Source organism: Sphaerochaeta sp. PS, from assembly GCF_032144095.1.
Taxonomy (GTDB): domain Bacteria; phylum Spirochaetota; class Spirochaetia; order Sphaerochaetales; family Sphaerochaetaceae; genus Sphaerochaeta.
In genome coordinates, this window is sequence record NZ_JAVSNJ010000005.1 from 95808 (window position 1) to 112244 (window position 16437).

Here is a 16437-nt window from a genome sequence, read left to right on the forward strand (position 1 = left end):
TACAACGTTGTGAAGGGCTACCATATTGATGCAATCTTGCCAGGCCCGTATTTCTTCCTCAGTTACCTCAAAACCGGGGAATATCATTTGTGCTGTTTAATCCAGGCTGAGTCTTTACTTTCAAGCGTTTGGAGATAGAGGGTTTGTAGCATGAAAAAAACCTTCCATACGGAGTGTATTGGAAGGTTGCATTCTGGACAGGGATTCTCTAGCTATCTGTCCCAAACACTTCAAGCTGTGTCAACGCAGGGTAGGGTGTCTCATCGCCCTTGATGAGCCTCTCTATCCTGATGCTGGTGATTGTTTTCTTTTCCATCGGAAAGCTCTGTGGAAGTGGATCCTTCTTCAGGGGACAGACCATCTGTGTGTTGTCGCTGAAGGTGATGGTTGCCTCTTTCCACCAGGAGTCATGTGGCCAGTCGGCCCGTAGGGTTATCCTCACCAGGTCAACGGTGACAGGGCGTCCGAAATCGACAGTGAGCTCAGCCTTGGGATCCTGGTTGATTCCCCAGCTTGTGTAGGGATAGCTGCCATGCCTGCTGTTTTCCAGTACGCCGTCAATGGCGTTCCTTGCAGCAAACTGCATCTCGTTTCTGGTCTCCACATTGGCCTGTGCGTGGGGGAAGATGCCAAGGGTGTGGTGGTTGTCATAGGGGTTGAGGGCAAGGTTGCGGTAGGAGGCTGCCCTTGTCGACTTGGCCAGGGTCAGGAGGTGGTTTTCACCGGTGAATGCCTGCTTGGGGAAACAGGTCCTTCGAGAATCCTCGGTCGGAATCTCATAGGTTGCCCGGTCCTTGATGTAGACGGTATGTTTGCCAAGTGCCTCATCAAGCTGGATGTCATACAGGCCGGCCTTGTCGACAGTAAGCAGTATATGGTCTCCCGCCTGGTAGGTTGGTGCGTGTACAAGGGCCACTCCATCCCCGCTTGGATGGCTAGTTCCGAGTATGGTGTGTTCTGCATTGAGCAGCTGAATCTGTAGCATGATTTGCCTCCTTTGGCCAGTATACCATACTGACTGGCTCTTGACAGCATACTTGCTATAGCCCATCGTAGGGGTATGAAATTGACTTACATACATCACAGCAGTTTCTGCATTGAGGCAGAAAGGGCAAATATTCTCTTTGATTACTTCGAAGGGGAGGTCCCTCCCTTTGCAGCTGACAAGCCTCTCTACATCTTCTCGTCCCATCGGCATGGCGATCATTTCTCGGAAAAGGTATTCTCCTTGGCACCCCATGTAAAGCAGGTCACCTACCTGCTTTCATCGGATATACCGAAAGGGAGGGTTCCTGAAGGGAAACTCAGTCAGGCGCAGTTCCTTGACAAGGGGACTACCTCTGTCGTCGATGGCCTTACCATCTCCACCTTCAAGTCCACCGACGAGGGGCTTGCCTTTGTCATAGGGCTGGAAGGCAAGACGATCTACTATGCGGGGGACCTGAACAACTGGCACTGGGAGGGGGAACCAGACGACTGGAATGCCCAGATGGAAAAAGACTACCTCTCGGAGGTAGCCAAGTTGCCCACAAGATTTGACCTTGCTTTTGTCCCTGTGGATCCACGGCTTGGCGCGTCGTTTAGCCTAGGAGCTGAACAGTTGCTCTCCCATGCTTCCGTCTCGCTCCTGGTTCCCATGCACTTCTGGGATGACTTCACCGTCTGCCAGAAACTGCAGGCCAAGACAGATACAAAGGTCCTTTTTATCGAACAGAGAAACCAAACCTGGAGGATTTCATGAAATTCGAATTTGCACACAATAACTTCAACGTAACCAACCTTGACGCATCTCTCGCTTTCTACAAGGAGGCCCTTGGCCTTACCGAGGTGCGACGCAAGGATGCTTCCGACGGATCTTTCACGATCGTCTTCCTTGGTGACGGCACCTCCAAGCACAAGCTGGAGCTTACCTGGCTGAAGAACTGGGAAAAGGGCGTCTACAACCTTGGAGACAATGAGTTCCACCTGGCCTTGGAGACCGATGACCTTGAGGGTGCCCGGAAGAAACACCGGGAAATGAACTGCATCTGCTATGAGAACCATGCAATGGGGATCTATTTCATTGTTGACCCCGATGGCTACTGGATAGAGATCATACCCATCAGAAAGTAAAAGCGATCCAACTGGCTGGAACACTTTGGGGAAAAGGTCTAGAATGGGGCCATCACATACAATGCATAGGAAGGGCGGTGGGATGGCTAAGAAAGGTACGTTTATTGGCGTGTCGTTTTTTCACGACCTCAAGAATGAATTTTCTGGATATTCGGCATCTGTTTTTTCAAAAGATCTTCTGGCGGGATTGACCGTGACAGCGGTAGCACTTCCCCTGGCACTTGCCTTTGGGGTGAGTTCTGGTTTGGATGCAGCCTCAGGGCTCATCACAGCCATCATGGCTGGCTTTGTTGTAGGATCGTTGGCTGGTGCTTCATTTCAGATTTCAGGACCAACGGGAGCGATGAGTGCAGTACTCGCTGGGTTGGCAGCCTCATATGGACCGGAAGGTGTGTTTTTGGCAGGTATGGTCAGTGGCCTGATCCTGCTGGTTGCTGCACTGCTCAAGATAGGGGCATTGATTAACTATATTCCTACCCCTGTGATAACAGGCTTTACCAGTGGTATCGGAATCATCATTGCCTTGGGCCAGATCGATAGCTTCTTCGGTACCACCTCTTATGGGCATACGTATTTACAGAAACTCTATTCCTATACATCTCTGGGTTTTTCTCCAAATCTTCCAACCATGTTCTATGGCCTTCTGATCGTAGCATTCATGGTCTTTTGGCCAAGGAGGTGGCGAGGGAAGGTACCCGCTTCCTTGGTTGGCATCATCGTATCCCTGGTGCTCCAGATGTTCCTTGACCTGGATGTTGCCGAGGTCGGCCTGATACCCCGTACCATCATGGGAGAGAGCCGCCTACGGTTCTCCTACATCAACCTGACCAATTTCAAGAATGTCATCTCCCCAGCAATTAGCATTGCTGCCTTGGGTATGATCGAGGGTCTGCTCTGCGGCTCGTCAGGTAGCAAGATGAAAGGTAGTGGCGAGAAGTTCAAGGCAAACCAGGAACTCATCGCCCAAGGCATAGGGAACACCCTCATTCCATTCTTCGGAGGTATCCCTGCAACTGCTGTTATTTCCCGAACCAGTGTGGCTATCAAGAGCGGTGGGCAGACCAGACTGACCAGTGTTATCCATGCATTGGGGCTTCTTGCCTCCATGTTCTTGCTGGGGCCATACATGAGCCGGATCCCTCTCTCGGCCCTCAGCGGAGTGCTGATGGTAACTGCTTGGAGGATGAATGACTGGCGTGCGATCAGGGAAATTTTCAGGAAGCGGATTAAGACCTCCATTTCCCAGTTTCTCCTTACCATGATCTCCATCGTGGTATTTGACCTGACGGTTGCCATCATGCTCGGCATCGCCTTCTCCATGGTTATGTTCGTCATCACCAGCAACAAGATCTCCATTGAAGTGGATGATGCCTCAAGCGAAGTATCCAAGAAATCGGGGAAGACCAAGGTTGTCTATGTAGATGGATCGCTCTTCTTTGGCTCCCAGGACCTGCTGACCCAGGAAGTTACCACCATGCTCCAGGATGGAATCAGGCGGATCATATTCTCCCTACGAGGAGTGCCCAACATCGACCACAGTTCTGTCAACGAGTTTGTCGAGATCGTGAAGATGTGCAGGCAACAAGAGGTACAGGTCTTGTTCTGTGGTGTCCAGCCTGCAGTGATGCATATGTTCGAGCGTCTTGATTTTGTGGAGTATCTTGGCAGGAACCAGTTTTTCACCAGTGCGGTCATTGCCTTGGAATCCCTTAACTGAGCCTGTTGGTAAAGATTTTCTGGTACTCCTTGGGGGTTGTATCCATTATTTTGCGAAATTGCCGGGAAAAGTAGTTCGGGTCTGAAAACCCGGTAGCCTGGGCGATTTCAGCAATGGATAACCCCCGTTTTTGTATCAGGGTGCATGCGTAGGCAATACGCTTGTGGGTGTGGAATTCAAGGGGAGAAAGCCCTGTTGCCAGCTTGAAGTAGCGGTTGAGCGTACTTGTGCTCATATGGGCAATTTCGGTCAGTTCCTCGCTGCTAAGGCTCCGGTGCTTGTTCCTGTCCATAAAGGCTATCACATCCCAAAGCCGGTGAGCCCTCTGGTTGTTCTCCCTGGGTGTCTCGTCGTAGATACGGGAGAGGGTGATGATCAGGTTCAGGAGGCAGGAGTAGGCGAGGGTTTTCGATCCCGAGCCAAAGCTCTGGTCATCGGCTTCCTTTTCCATCATCTCAAGGATTGGGAGTGTTTCCGACAGTTGGGTAGGATTGAGCAGGAGGGTGGGTATCTGGCCGCTTGTCATGAACATCGAGTTGAAACCGGGCAGTTCGGAAAGGTCAAGGAAGTTCTTGGCCAGCATGTTCTCCCCAATGAGGATGTTGTAGAGTGCAAGGCCCTCGATATCCTTGTACCCGTGCTGCATCCCTATCGGGATGAAACAGACACTGCCCTCCCTCAGTTGATACTCCTCATCCTTGGTGAAATGGAGGCCGGTACCCGCGATGACCAGTACCAGCTCATTGAACTCGTGGCTGTGTAGGCGAAACGGAAGTTCCGGGTCCCGCTTCACTACCTTGAGCTGTAGCGAGGGTTCATGAAAAAAGGAGCTTTCGGTGAGGATGGTATCTGTCATGAAAGAATGTTCGGCTATTGCCCCCCTTTTGTCAAGAATTGGAAAGGCCTTCGCTTCTTGTCCTCCGTCCCATTGTGTGGCACTATAGCGTAAAGAGGAAAAGTGGTATGCAACTGATGCTTGATAGTGCCAACCTGAAGGACCTTGAGAAAGCTATGGAGTTCTACCCCATCAGTGGAGTGACCACCAACCCCCAACAGATCCAGGGCGAGCTCTGCCTCGATTTCTTTGGACACCTCAGAAGTATCCGTTCCCTGATCGGCCAGGAGAGGTCCTTGCACGTGCAGGTCCTGGGTAGGGATAGCCTTACCATCATCGGGGAGGCCGAAAAACTCTGTTCCCTGTTGGGTGACGATACCTATATTTCGATCCCGGTGACGGAGGAGGGGCTCACGGCCATCAAAATCCTGACAGCCCGAGGTTTCAACATAACGGCAACAACCGTCTTCTCCACCATTCAGGGAATCCTGGCGATGCTCTGTGGTGTCAAATATGTGGCTGTATTCTATGACAGGATGCTCAACAATGACATTGATGCACCGCGGGTCATCAGGGAACTGAGCAGCTTGCTATGGACCAATACGAGCAACACCCAGGTGCTTGCCGCAAGTTTCAAGAATGTAGCCGAGATTACCACTTCCTATGCCTGTGGGGCAGGTTGCTGTACGGTTCGTCCTGAGATCCTCTCCACAGGTCTGAGCATGCCTTCGATCCAGAAGGCTGTGGGTGACTTCAGAAAGAGGTGGGATGAGGTGTATGCGGGAAAGACGATCCTGGACCTGTAGAGCCCTAGAACTTCAGCATCCCCCACCTGTCCATAGGCTCAAAGCCTAGCCGCCTGTAGATGGCCCCTGCCGTGGGGTTGTCGTAGAAGAGGCAGAGGAAATCAAGTCCCTGTGCAAAGCTATGGGAGCAGACCTTGTTGACCAACAGGGAGGCATAGCCTCGACTGCGGTAATCGGGGTGGGTTGCAACCCCTACTACCATTGCCCCTTTTTTGGTGAGGGCTGTGATGGAAGCTGCAGATACCAGGGTGTTGTTCTCAAACACCCCAAAGCCCACACCCCCGTTCGTGTAGTTGTTGACAACGCCCTCTAGCTTCTCCTTGGGATGCTCGAGAAAGGGTCTCTTGAACTCGTCTACCTGCTGGTAGAGCTTCACAATTGCAGGGGCATCTTCAGATGTGAGCATTTTGGTGGGTAGGCTACTCTCGTTTCCCTGCTTGAACGTGGATTTGTTGCATCGACAGAGGTAGGTCCCATAGATTTCTATCTGGGGGAAGAAGGGCTGCAGTAGTTTGGCATGCGATTCTTTTGCACTGATGACTATGAGCTTTTCCTGTCTTGCCAGGAATGCAGCGACAGCCTTGGCATTGAACTGCTCTTTTTTGCTATAGAGGACAAAGTCAGAATAGTATTTGAGCAGGATACAATCCCAGGGCTCGTCAAACGCATAGAGCGCTACCTCAGAGCTTTCCAGCCCATACAGCTCTAGGTCACTTTGGATGAAGAGGGTCACCTCAGGCTCATCCTTGATATAGTCGTAGGCCTGGGCCATATCTTTTTTTGTCAACCGTCGCACTGGTATCATAGCAATCCGTCTTTGAATTGTTTTGCAAAGGGCGCGTAGTTTCCCTCGGGGTTGTACCACTTGTGGGCGTTGTTGTCGTCCTTTATGGCAAAGATGACCTTGGTGAATGCTGTTCGGTAGGCATCCTCCTTGAGGACCTCGGAAAAAAGACGGGCTACCTGGGCCGGTGGATTGCAAAAGGCTCCACACCCTAGGGCGGAGAGTACCAGCACCCGGTGGCCGTGTTTCTTTGCAACCCTGAAAATGGTACGCATCTTTTCCTTGGTAAGCAGCTGGTCCTTTTCGCCCATCTCATACAACCCCTCGCTGTTTTTTTTCAGATAGGGGTTCTCAATGGCAGCGACGGCGATAAAACTCACCTTGAAAGGAATGCTCAGAAGGGGGTACCCATCCTCTTCCCTTCCTCTGAATACGGTGACTTCAGGGGAATAGACAGCCCCGTAGGCCTCATGCAGGGGGTAGGAGTGTTTGGATCGTGGAATGCCGTAGGCCTTTGAGAACCTGTCATGGAAGCTGTAGAGGGAGAGCAGGTAGTTGGATGAGCGCATCAGGTGCTCCTCCTGCGCTCCCGCACCCCCTTCAACCCCGCCTCCGGGGGTAGTGGCATTTGCCATATTGAGGACAAGGGGGTTTCCTTTCTCTTCCTGGGCGGCGGCAAGGCAGTCTGCGTTTACCACAGTGATGGTTGTATTGCACGGGGTGGAGGGGCTATCCTCCAGTTTTTTGGAGTAGAGGATGCTCTCCTTGATAAGGCGTTTGTCCAAGGGAAGGGCAATAGTCTGTCCACGCTGGCTTATATACTGTTCTGAACGGATATGATCGAGGGTATCGGCAAATACCGAAATCCTGAGCTGCCTTAAGACGGAGTACTCTCCACTCTCTTTAGCTTGTGAAAAGCGCCGGGTGAACGTTTTGCAGTCCCACATCGTCAACTCCTGATACTAGGTGCCTATGCTTTTGTGTATGGCTAGAGTATACGTTTTCATGGGGCCTTTCGGCAAGCTGGAATTGCAATATTCTGTTTTGGTTATGGTGGTATTGTTTCTTTCCCACCGTATCTATTTGACCTCGTGGTCCCAACCCCTTATGATGGGTTATTGTTGGGGGAGCTTCATAGCCCTTCGGGCGAAGTCAACTTCTCCCCCCATGTTCATTTTTGGAGGTTCACTATGAGCTTCTTATTGGTCGGATTGTCCAATACCACGTGGCAACAGGTGCTGATGTTTGGTGTTGGCGGGATGCTGATCTATCTTGCGATCTCAAAGAAACTGGAACCAGCCTTGCTCCTGCCCATGGGCTTTGGGGCAATTCTGGTAAACCTGCCTTTTTCGGGTGCCATCACCCAAAGCATGCAGGGTATCGGCGAGGTGACAGGTATCCTTGATTGGCTTTTCAACATGGGCATCTCATCTGCAGAGGCGATGCCTCTCTTGCTGTTCATCGGCATCGGGGCAATGATTGACTTTGGTCCGTTGCTTGCCAACCCAAAGCTGATCTTGTTTGGGGCAGCGGCACAGTGGGGAATTTTCGCCACCATCTCCCTGGCAACCCTCATGGGCTTCAACTTGGTCGATGCCGCCTCGATAGGCATCATCGGGGCTGCCGATGGACCCACCTCCATCCTGGTTTCCCAGGTGCTGGGAAGCAGGTATATTGGCCCGATAGCCATCGCAGCCTACTCATACATGGCCCTGGTTCCGATAATACAGCCGTTTGCCATCAAGCTGGTCACAACGAAGAAGGAACGGGCCATCAGGATGACCTACAACCCCAGGGCGATCTCCAAGCGTGCAAAGATTCTCTTTCCCATCATTGTCACCATCGTCTCGGGTTATGTTGCCCCAGCCTCAGTCTCCCTGGTGGGGATGCTGATGTTCGGGAACCTGATCAGGGAGTGCACCGTGCTTGATTCACTCTCGACTACTGCCCAGACTGTGTTGGTAAATCTGGTTACCCTTCTGTTGGGCATAACCATTGCCTCAACCATGAAGGCTGAGTCGTTCATCACCCTCCAGACGCTTATGATCATGGGCTTGGGCCTCATGGCCTTCGTCTTCGATACGATAGCGGGGGTGGTGTTTGCCAAGTTCCTCAACCTCTTCAGTAAGACGAAGATCAATCCCATGATCGGGGCAGCAGGGATCTCTGCCTTCCCGATGTCAGCTCGGGTAATCCAGAAGATGGGCCAGCAGGCCGATCCTCAAAACCATCTGCTGATGCATGCGGTAGGGGCAAATGTGGCAGGGCAGATTGCCTCTGTCATCGCAGGCGGTGTCATCCTGGGCTTGGTCCCAGGCCTGATCTAAGGGAGGTATGGCTATGAGTGAGACATTTTTCCTTTCCCTCAAACTGATGGGGCAGGGTATGGCAGGGATCTTTGCAGTCATCCTCATCATCTATGTTGTGCTGCTGTTTTTGGGAAAGCCAAAGAAGAAGGCGAAACAGGATGAGGTACAGCAAGAAGAGAGAAGGAGCTAGCTACTGCAATTCTTGCATTGTGCGTGCTTAAAACTCTGTGATGGGGGAGTGATCTGATGATTGCTCCCCCGTTTTTTGGTTTTATAGGATAGGCTCCTGACTTACCTGCAGAAATGATTGTACCCCATCAATGGTGGCCTGGATGTGCTCTTCCATGAGCTGTTCGCAGGAAGCCTTGTCCCGTTTGCGCATGTTCGCCAACAGCAGTCGGTGGTAACGGATACCGATGGCACAACCAAGGATGGAAACAATGCTGTGCATGGTCGTTGACAGAACTTCCTCAATGCTCTGGTTTGCTTGGATAAGGATAGGGTTTTTTGAAGATTCCGCTATCTTTCGGTGGAAAAGATAGTCCGCCTTACTGAATTTCTCAATGTCATCATGATGGACTATCATGGAGTTGAAGATCTCTTCAAGGGCAACGAGGTCTTCATCGGTAAGATGTTGGACAGCCAGGCCGATGGTGCCTTTCTCCACCACCATACGATATTCCAATACCTTGATGATGTCGCTTTGGAGGAATGCCGCCTTAAGGGGGTTGAGCGAGGCCACAGCTCCTTTGACTTCGGTACGAACGACAACAGTCCTCCCTCCCTGATGGGTCTGTACCAATCCAACGGCTTCCAGTTGCTGGATGGCCGAGCGAATGGTAACCCTGCTCACCGAAAATTGCTCACAGAGATCTTTTTCGGAAGGGAGCTTCTCTCCAATTTCCCAGGTATCCTGTTCAATGAGTTTTCGTAGTTTTGTATAAATCTGTATCCTCAGTGAAGTTGTCTTTTGTTGTGCTTCCTCTTTCATAGATGATCTCCTGTCCATAACTTATAATACAAGTTGTGGCCGTATAATGCAACATTTATTTATCGATATTTTTATACCTAGATAAACAAAATTTTTTATAATTCTTTCTTTTGTAATAAATTAATAAATATCTTGGTTTAATAAAAATAAAAATAAATATTTTCCTTTACAGATTCATTTTTCACTTGTACTATGAGTTAAACGTAAAAAAAGGAGAACTTTGGTATTATGAAAAAACCATTGCTTGTTTTAGCTCTCGTCGTTGTTGCTTCTCTGCTCTTCTTTGGCTGTGCCAAGAAAGACAGTGCTGCAGCAAGCACTGCAGGTACTATGCCCGCCGCTACTGCTTCTTCCGTTGCTGTCGCACCTTCCTCTTCTGCCGTAGAGAAGGCCGCAGTCTCCATCAAGAAGGAAGTTCGTACTGTAAAGCCGGACTACACCATCCGCTTCGCCTACTATGATGCAGCCACATGGCCAAACATCTCGAAGACTCCACTACCAGAACATGCCTATGCACTTGTATTCAAGAGCATTGTAGAGTCCAACTCCAATGGAAAGATTGCTGTTGAGCTCTATCCTGGAAACGCCCTTGGCGATACCAAGGCTACCATGGAAATGGCAATGAGCGGTGGTATCGAGATGGTAACCGCGACCGGTACCGCCTCCTCGATCATGCCTGAGCTTCAGGTAATTTTCCTTCCCTATGTGTTCAAGAGTGATGAGATTGCATGGGATTTCTTCGACAACAGCGATCTTTGGAAAGAGATGACTGCAGATTTCCAAAAGAAGAGCAATCTGAAGATGCTCTCCGTTGGCCAGAATGGTACTCGCCACTTCACCAACAACAAGCGCCCCATCCATACCCCTGCCGACATGAAGGGACTCAAGTTCCGCGTCATGCAGAGCCCGATCTATGTAAAGATGGTCGAAGCCATGGGTGCTTCCGCTACTCCTCTTGCTTCAGGCGAGATCTACACAGCTTGTCAGACTGGTGTTGTTGATGGACAGGAAAACCCCATCTGGAACATTGCAGCCAACAAGTGGAACGAAGTACAGAAATATATCACCCTTGATGGACACACCTGGAGTGAAAACTTCGTAATGATGAACGTCGATTTCTGGAATTCCCTCCCTGCCAACTACCAGCACATCATCACGATCGCTGCATACCATGCACAGAACGCTGATAGGGCTGCAGAAGCTTTGGCTTCCCGTGTTCTTGACTTCGAATCAGTCAGGAATTCAATGGAAGTCTATGTTCCTACCGCTGCTGAACTTGAGGCATTCAAGACAGCCGCTGCTCCCACCTATGATTGGTTGAGGGGCGAGGTTGGAGATTCGATCGTTGATCGTTTCCTTGCGGAAGTAAAGAAGTCAGAAGTCAAATTCGGCTGGTAATCGTAGTTAATACTGACAACCGCTTCGCCGTGTAGCGGTTGTCAATTGTATGAAGAGGTGAATTCTGTGGTAAACATACTTGATCGGATCAGCTGGGTATTGGGTAAAATAGCTACCTATATGGCCACCATTATTCTAGTATCCGTATTTTTCGTCATCAGCGCAGGAATCATTTGCAGATTCACAAGCCTGAGAATCTCTTGGACTGAAGAGTTGGCCCGATGGGGTCTCATCAGCCTAACCTACGTGGGAGCAAGCGCTGCTCTGCGCAACAAGCAACACGTAGGCGTCAATTTTGTGGTGAACGCACTTCCTGCGAAAATTGCAAAAATTGTAACTGGCCTGGCTTATATAGCTGTAATGGTTACGGTATCGTACTTCTTTTTCAACAGTCTTGAGGCAGCCCTTAAGGCAACCAGGATTCGTGGGGATATCATCCCTCTCTCTCTCAAATATGTAAAATTACTGCTTCCCATGAGCTTCTTTATGATGTTTTTTCATCTGGCATGGGGTTTGAGTACACTTTTTGGAGCAAAAAGTGTTGATGGTAAAACAATCGGATTGTAAAAGGAAATAACCATGGGTATTATTGCGCTTGTTTTTGTTCTGGCCATGGCAATTGGCATTCCCATTGCTTTTGTACTTGGAGCATCCTCACTCTATTACTTTGTATTCTTAGGAAATATCCCCTTGAGCATGATCGGACAGAAAATGTTCAGCGGAATCGATAACTATGTATTGCTGGCCATCCCATTCTTCATCCTTGCTGGAGAATTGATGAACCGCTCGAAAATTACTGATGCTTTGATCAGTTTCTCCAATATCCTTGTAGGAAGGATTCCTGGTGCCCTTGCGCAGATCAACATTGTAGCCAGTGTGTTCTTTGCAGGAATCACGGGTAGCGGTGTTGCCGATACTGCCGCCCTTGGTTCCATCCTGATTCCGGCAATGGAAAAAGAGGGGTACACCCCAGCCTATGCTGCGGCAGTTACGGTAGCCTCTTCAGTAATTGGGCCCATTATTCCCCCCAGTGTTGTGATGGTCATCTACTCCATGGCAACAGGTGAATCCGTTGGAGCTCTCTTTGCAGCCGGCTATGTACCTGGCCTTTCCATCGCACTGGTACTGATGATTCTTGCCTATTACTATGCAATCAAGCAAAAGCATCCAAGGCGTGTGGAAAAGATTCCGATGAAACAGGTCATTCTGACCCTGCGCGAGTCCATCATCGGGCTTCTCTGCCCTGTGATCCTCATCGCTGGTATTTTCAGTGGTATGTTCACTCCTACTGAGGCTGCTGTTGTGGCCTGCCTGTATGCGATCATAGCAGGAAAGTATCTGCTGAAGACCATGAAGTGGAAGGATGTCTTTGAAAGTTTCAGGGGAGCTGCTGTTGCCTCAGCCATTACGCTGATGGTCATAGCCATGGCCAACCTCTTTGGTCAGGTCCTCACCCTTGAGAGAATCCCCTCACTGGTTGCCGATGTGATGCTAGGCATTACACGCAATAGGTTTGTATTCCTCATGCTTGTAAACCTATTTCTTCTCTTTATGGGAATGATCATGGATCCAGGTGCCAGTGTCCTGATCTTGGCTCCGATCCTCCTGCCGATTGCCATCAGCCTAGGGATACAGCCTTTGCACTTTGCTCTGGTCATGATCGTTAACCTGAATATCGGCTTGATCACGCCACCGGTTGGTACCTGTCTCTATGCAGCAGCTCCCATAGCGAAGCTGAGTATAGAAAAGATATCCAAGGCAGTCTTGCCGTTTGTCGGTGTTGAATTGATAGCCTTGATGTTGTTGACGTATATCCCTGAGTTGACTCTCTTTGTACCGCGCCTGCTCGGGTACATCTACTAGGACTGTATAAGAAGGATACCTATGAAAGCACTATATTATGTGGGTGATAAGGCTATGGAACTGCGCGAGGTCGATAGGCCTGTGCGTAAGGGAAACGAATATCTCATCGAGGTCAAGTCAAACGGAATCTGTGGATCAGACTTTGAGGGATATATGGGAAAGACCGGTCGTAGGACGGCTCCCATGATTATGGGCCATGAGTTCTCCGGTGTCATCAGCCAAGCCCCTCAGGGCGGCAAGTTCGCCATTGGAACCAAGGTTGTCGTCTTCCCCAAACCATATTGCGGTGTTTGCGATCTCTGCAAGAAGGGAATGGTCAATGTGTGTCCTGAAGGGATCTGCATGGGCGTGCTCGATTTCAATGGCTCGATGTGTGAATATGTCTCCATTGAGGAGAAGTATCTCCTTCCCTTTGACGGCATCTCCTTCAATGAGGCTGCCTTTACCGAGCCTCTTGCAGTGGCGTATCGTTCGGTTCACAAGATCAGCGACCAGCAGCTTGCAGAAGCTGAATATACCTTGGTCATTGGGGCTGGAACGATTGGATTGTTGGCACTTGCCCTGCTTAAGTACAGGGGAGCCAAAAACATAATCATCAGCGATGCTACAGAGTTCCGCCTTGATGTGGCACGGAAATTGGGAGCTGATTTTACCATCAATCCAAGAACCAATGATTTTACTGAAGAAATTGGCAGGATCACGAAGGGAAAAGGGTGTGACTTTGCCATTGAGGCAGTAGGGATTGCCCCGACTGCAGCAAACTCCCTGGAGTGTCTGAAAATTGGTGGTACCGCTATCTGGATTGGTAATGCCCAGAAGATGGTTGAAGTCAACATGCAGAAGATTGTCACCAAGGAACTCACCATCAAGGGCAACTATGTCTACGATCTTGATGGTTTTGCAGATAGCCTTCGTCTCCTGCAGGAGAGGAAGATCGACATCATGCCCCTGATGACCCATATCTACAAGCTGGAAGAGGGTGTGCAGGCTTTCAAGGACCTGGAAAACAACAGGGACGGAAAGATGCTGAAAGTGATGTTGGAGAACTGATGATGCATGTTACAGGAAAGACAGTAGTGATAACAGGTGGCTGTGGCGGCTTGGGCTCCGAGATGGGTGAGCTTCTTGCATCAAATGGTGCCAATGTCTACCTTCTGGACCTTGACGAGACAAAGGGTCTTGCCCTTGTGCACCAGTACAAGGATCTACCTGGCAAGGTTTCCTTCATGAAGATGGACATCACCTCGCCCCAGGAATGGGAGCAGGCGATCTCCAGGATCGTGGAAGAGGAAGGACATCTTGATGTCCTGGTGAACAATGCGGGGATCAACATCCGCAAGCCGATCGAGGAGATGTCCCTCGAGGAGTGGAATACCATGATGCTGGTCAACGTGGGAAGCGTGTTCCTGGGGACCAAGCATGTCATCCCGGTGATGCGCAAGCAGGGTGGTGGGGCGATCATCAACACCTCTTCGGTGTGCGGGCTCATCGGGCACCGCTACACCCCCGAGGCGTACACGACCACCAAGGGGGCTGTGACACTGCTGACCAAGTCGATAGCCTCGAGGTATGCGAAGGATGGCATCAGGTGCAACTCGATCCATCCCAGCACCGTCGATACCCCCCTGGTGCAGGAGATGTTCAAGGACCCGGTGAAGAAGCAGCAGAGGCTGGACGAGGTGCCCCTCGGGCGCCTGGCCAAGTCCTCCGACGTAGCCAATGCAGTATTGTATCTCGCATCAGATGAAGCTTCCTTCATCAACGGCATAGCGTTGCCTGTTGATGGCGGGGTCACCTGCTGTTGAAGACGAAATAGGTTAAGGAGCGAGAGATGAAGTATTCTCAGGAACAAGTAACAGAACTGAAGAGGAAGGCGATCCAGGTACGTGCAAACATCCTGGAGATGATCCCTCCTGGGAAGGTGGGACACCTCGGCGGAAGCAGCAGCATAGCCGACGTCATGGCCGCCTTATATTTCCATACCATGACGGTCAACCCTTCCGATCCCAAGGATCCCAAGCGTGACCGCCTGATCATGAGCAAGGGCCATGCCGTGCTGGTACAGTACGCCTGCCTGGTCGAGCTTGGCTACTTCGGGCGCGAGGAGCTTGCCAAGGTCAAGACCTTCAAGGGCATGCTGCAGGGCCACCCTGACATGGACAAGACACCCGGCATCGAGGCGGTCACCGGCTCTCTCGGGCAGGGACTCTCCATCGCCCTGGGTCTTGCCCTGGGCTTCAGGTTGGATAAGCTGCCCAACCGAGTCTATGCGATCCTGGGCGACGGCGAGCTTGCCGAGGGCCAGATCTGGGAAGCCATCATGGCGGCCCATGGCTTCAAGGCAAACAACCTGACAGCCATCGTGGACTTCAACGGCATCCAGGCCACAAGCACCACCAAGGAGATCTTCCCCATTGAGAACCTGGCCCAGAAGTGGGGCAGCTTCGGGTGGAACGTCATCGAGATCGACGGCCATGACATGGTCCAGGTCCTCGATGCCCTTGAGGCGGCAAAGGCCTTCACCGAGGGACCCTCGGTAATCCTGGCACACACCGTCAAGGGCAAGTGCTTCCCCTTCGCGGAAGGGAAGGCAAAGTACCACAATGCAGCGATGACCGAGGAAGAGTACAAGATTGCCTGGTCCTGCATTGAGAACATGAAGAGAGAGGTAGAGGCATGAGAACTTCCGACAGTTTGAGAAAGACATATGGTGAGACCCTGGTAGAACTAGGTAAGGAAAACAAGGCGATCGTGATGCTCGAGGCCGACCTGGGCAACTCGACGATGTCCGCCCTGTTCGGCGCGGCCTATCCTGAGCGCTACTTCCAGATGGGTATTGCTGAGCAGAACATGGCCTCGGTCGCCGCAGGGCTCTCCCTTGCGGGCAAGGTGCCCTTCATCAACTCGTTCGCGGTCTTCGCGACCGGACGAGCCTACGACCAGATCCGCTCCTCGGTGGCGATAGCCAACCTGAATGTCAAGATCTGTGGCTCCAGTGCCGGGCTTTCCGACTTTGGTGACGGCAAGACCCACCAGAGCATCGACGACATAGCCCTGATGCAGGTGCTGCCGAACATGACTGTCCTCTCCCCTTGCGATGCCGTCGAGACGGAGAAGATGACCAAGGCGATGGTTGAGAGCAAGGGCCCTGTCTACCTGAGGATCAACCGTAATGACCTGCCCGTAGTCACCGACCCCAATGCAGAATACCATATCGGCAAGATGACCGAGATGGTCAAGGGCAAGGACGTGGTCGTCTTCGCCACCGGTATCATGGTGCAGCAATCCATGGAGGCCGCAAAGATCCTGGAGAAGGAGGGCATCTCCCTCCGTGTTGTCAACGTGAGCACCATCAAGCCCCTTGATGTAAAGGCCCTTGAAGGGTACTGCGAAGGGGTGAAGGGCGTAGTCACCGCTGAGGAGCACAGCATCTTCGGTGGCCTGGGAAGCGCGGTCTGCGCAGTCCTCTCCAAGAAAAGGCTCCCTATCGAGGTCCTTGGGGTGAACGACAGCTTCGGAACCTCTGCCGAGAACTACTCCATCCTGCTCAAGCACTATGGCTTGGAGAGCGAGGATGTCGCCAAAAAAGTCAGGTCCGTCCTGGCAGCCAACTGAGGAGGCA

18 protein-coding genes are annotated in these 16437 nt (G+C 51.3%); 13 read left to right on the forward strand and 5 right to left on the reverse strand.

Annotated features, from left to right (window positions below; translation table 11 throughout):
- Nucleotides 1-208: 208 nt before the first annotated feature.
- Entirely contained in the window at nucleotides 209-985 is a 777-nt protein-coding gene (locus tag ROJ03_RS06860; RefSeq protein WP_313726267.1) for a discoidin domain-containing protein, read from the reverse strand.
- Nucleotides 986-1060: 75 nt separating this feature from the next.
- Here ROJ03_RS06860 and ROJ03_RS06865 point away from each other — a divergent pair, with 75 nt between their 5' ends.
- From ROJ03_RS06865 to ROJ03_RS06875, 3 genes are all read left to right on the forward strand, one after another.
- Nucleotides 1061-1741, forward strand: coding sequence for an MBL fold metallo-hydrolase (locus ROJ03_RS06865; RefSeq protein ID WP_313726268.1), 681 nt, complete (start codon nucleotides 1061-1063; stop codon nucleotides 1739-1741).
- On the forward strand, nucleotides 1738-2112 hold the full coding sequence (locus ROJ03_RS06870; protein WP_313726269.1) for a VOC family protein: 375 nt from the start codon (nucleotides 1738-1740) through the stop codon (nucleotides 2110-2112). The genes ROJ03_RS06865 and ROJ03_RS06870 overlap by 4 nt, the downstream gene beginning before the upstream one ends.
- A gap of 82 nt (nucleotides 2113-2194) precedes the next feature.
- Nucleotides 2195-3829 carry a SulP family inorganic anion transporter gene (locus tag ROJ03_RS06875; protein WP_313726270.1) on the forward strand — a complete coding sequence of 545 codons (1635 nt, stop codon included), beginning with the start codon at nucleotides 2195-2197 and terminating at the stop codon, nucleotides 3827-3829.
- On the opposite strand, the gene ROJ03_RS06880 is transcribed toward ROJ03_RS06875, so the two are convergent.
- Nucleotides 3822-4685 carry an AraC family transcriptional regulator gene (locus tag ROJ03_RS06880; protein ID WP_313726271.1) on the reverse strand — a complete coding sequence of 288 codons (864 nt, stop codon included), beginning with the start codon at nucleotides 4683-4685 and terminating at the stop codon, nucleotides 3822-3824. The genes ROJ03_RS06875 and ROJ03_RS06880 overlap by 8 nt on opposite strands.
- 107 nt (nucleotides 4686-4792) lie before the next feature.
- Between ROJ03_RS06880 and ROJ03_RS06885 the strand changes: the two genes are divergently transcribed.
- Nucleotides 4793-5470, forward strand: coding sequence for a fructose-6-phosphate aldolase (locus ROJ03_RS06885; RefSeq protein WP_313726272.1), 678 nt, complete (start codon nucleotides 4793-4795; stop codon nucleotides 5468-5470).
- A 4-nt stretch (nucleotides 5471-5474) separates the two neighbouring features.
- Here ROJ03_RS06885 and ROJ03_RS06890 read toward each other — a convergent pair whose 3' ends face one another.
- Both ROJ03_RS06890 and ROJ03_RS06895 read right to left on the reverse strand, forming a co-directional pair.
- A complete protein-coding gene (locus ROJ03_RS06890) occupies nucleotides 5475-6257 on the reverse strand; it encodes a GNAT family N-acetyltransferase (RefSeq protein WP_313726273.1) in 783 nt (260 codons plus the stop codon).
- 14 nt (nucleotides 6258-6271) lie between these two features.
- Nucleotides 6272-7201 carry a TIGR02452 family protein gene (locus ROJ03_RS06895; RefSeq protein ID WP_313726274.1) on the reverse strand — a complete coding sequence of 310 codons (930 nt, stop codon included), beginning with the start codon at nucleotides 7199-7201 and terminating at the stop codon, nucleotides 6272-6274.
- 243 nt (nucleotides 7202-7444) lie between these two features.
- Between ROJ03_RS06895 and ROJ03_RS06900 the strand changes: the two genes are divergently transcribed.
- Both ROJ03_RS06900 and ROJ03_RS06905 read left to right on the forward strand, forming a co-directional pair.
- On the forward strand, nucleotides 7445-8581 hold the full coding sequence (locus ROJ03_RS06900; RefSeq protein WP_313726275.1) for a sodium ion-translocating decarboxylase subunit beta: 1137 nt from the start codon (nucleotides 7445-7447) through the stop codon (nucleotides 8579-8581).
- A 13-nt stretch (nucleotides 8582-8594) separates the two neighbouring features.
- A complete protein-coding gene (locus ROJ03_RS06905) occupies nucleotides 8595-8753 on the forward strand; it encodes an OadG-related small transporter subunit (RefSeq protein WP_313726276.1) in 159 nt (52 codons plus the stop codon).
- A gap of 81 nt (nucleotides 8754-8834) precedes the next feature.
- Here the strand turns inward: ROJ03_RS06905 and ROJ03_RS06910 are convergent, their stop codons facing one another.
- Nucleotides 8835-9554 carry a FadR/GntR family transcriptional regulator gene (locus ROJ03_RS06910; RefSeq protein ID WP_313726277.1) on the reverse strand — a complete coding sequence of 240 codons (720 nt, stop codon included), beginning with the start codon at nucleotides 9552-9554 and terminating at the stop codon, nucleotides 8835-8837.
- A gap of 228 nt (nucleotides 9555-9782) precedes the next feature.
- Here ROJ03_RS06910 and ROJ03_RS06915 point away from each other — a divergent pair, with 228 nt between their 5' ends.
- The 7 genes from ROJ03_RS06915 (at nucleotide 9783) to ROJ03_RS06945 (ending at nucleotide 16430) form a co-directional block, all read left to right on the forward strand.
- Nucleotides 9783-10952: a DctP family TRAP transporter solute-binding subunit gene (locus ROJ03_RS06915; protein ID WP_313726278.1), complete on the forward strand. Its 1170-nt coding sequence runs from the start codon at nucleotides 9783-9785 to the stop codon at nucleotides 10950-10952.
- Nucleotides 10953-11018: 66 nt separating this feature from the next.
- Nucleotides 11019-11519, forward strand: a complete 501-nt coding sequence (locus tag ROJ03_RS06920) for a TRAP transporter small permease subunit (RefSeq protein ID WP_313726279.1) — start codon at nucleotides 11019-11021, stop codon at nucleotides 11517-11519.
- A 12-nt stretch (nucleotides 11520-11531) separates the two neighbouring features.
- Entirely contained in the window at nucleotides 11532-12815 is a 1284-nt protein-coding gene (locus ROJ03_RS06925; protein ID WP_313726280.1) for a TRAP transporter large permease, read from the forward strand.
- Nucleotides 12816-12836: 21 nt separating this feature from the next.
- A complete protein-coding gene (locus ROJ03_RS06930; RefSeq protein WP_313726281.1) occupies nucleotides 12837-13865 on the forward strand; it encodes a zinc-binding dehydrogenase in 1029 nt (342 codons plus the stop codon).
- Nucleotides 13865-14620, forward strand: coding sequence for an SDR family oxidoreductase (locus ROJ03_RS06935; protein ID WP_313726282.1), 756 nt, complete (start codon nucleotides 13865-13867; stop codon nucleotides 14618-14620). Before ROJ03_RS06930 ends, ROJ03_RS06935 begins: the two co-directional genes overlap by 1 nt.
- A 26-nt stretch (nucleotides 14621-14646) precedes the next feature.
- Nucleotides 14647-15495, forward strand: coding sequence for a transketolase (locus ROJ03_RS06940; RefSeq protein ID WP_313726283.1), 849 nt, complete (start codon nucleotides 14647-14649; stop codon nucleotides 15493-15495).
- A complete protein-coding gene (locus ROJ03_RS06945; RefSeq protein WP_313726284.1) occupies nucleotides 15492-16430 on the forward strand; it encodes a transketolase C-terminal domain-containing protein in 939 nt (312 codons plus the stop codon). The genes ROJ03_RS06940 and ROJ03_RS06945 overlap by 4 nt, the downstream gene beginning before the upstream one ends.
- Nucleotides 16431-16437: the final 7 nt, after the last annotated feature.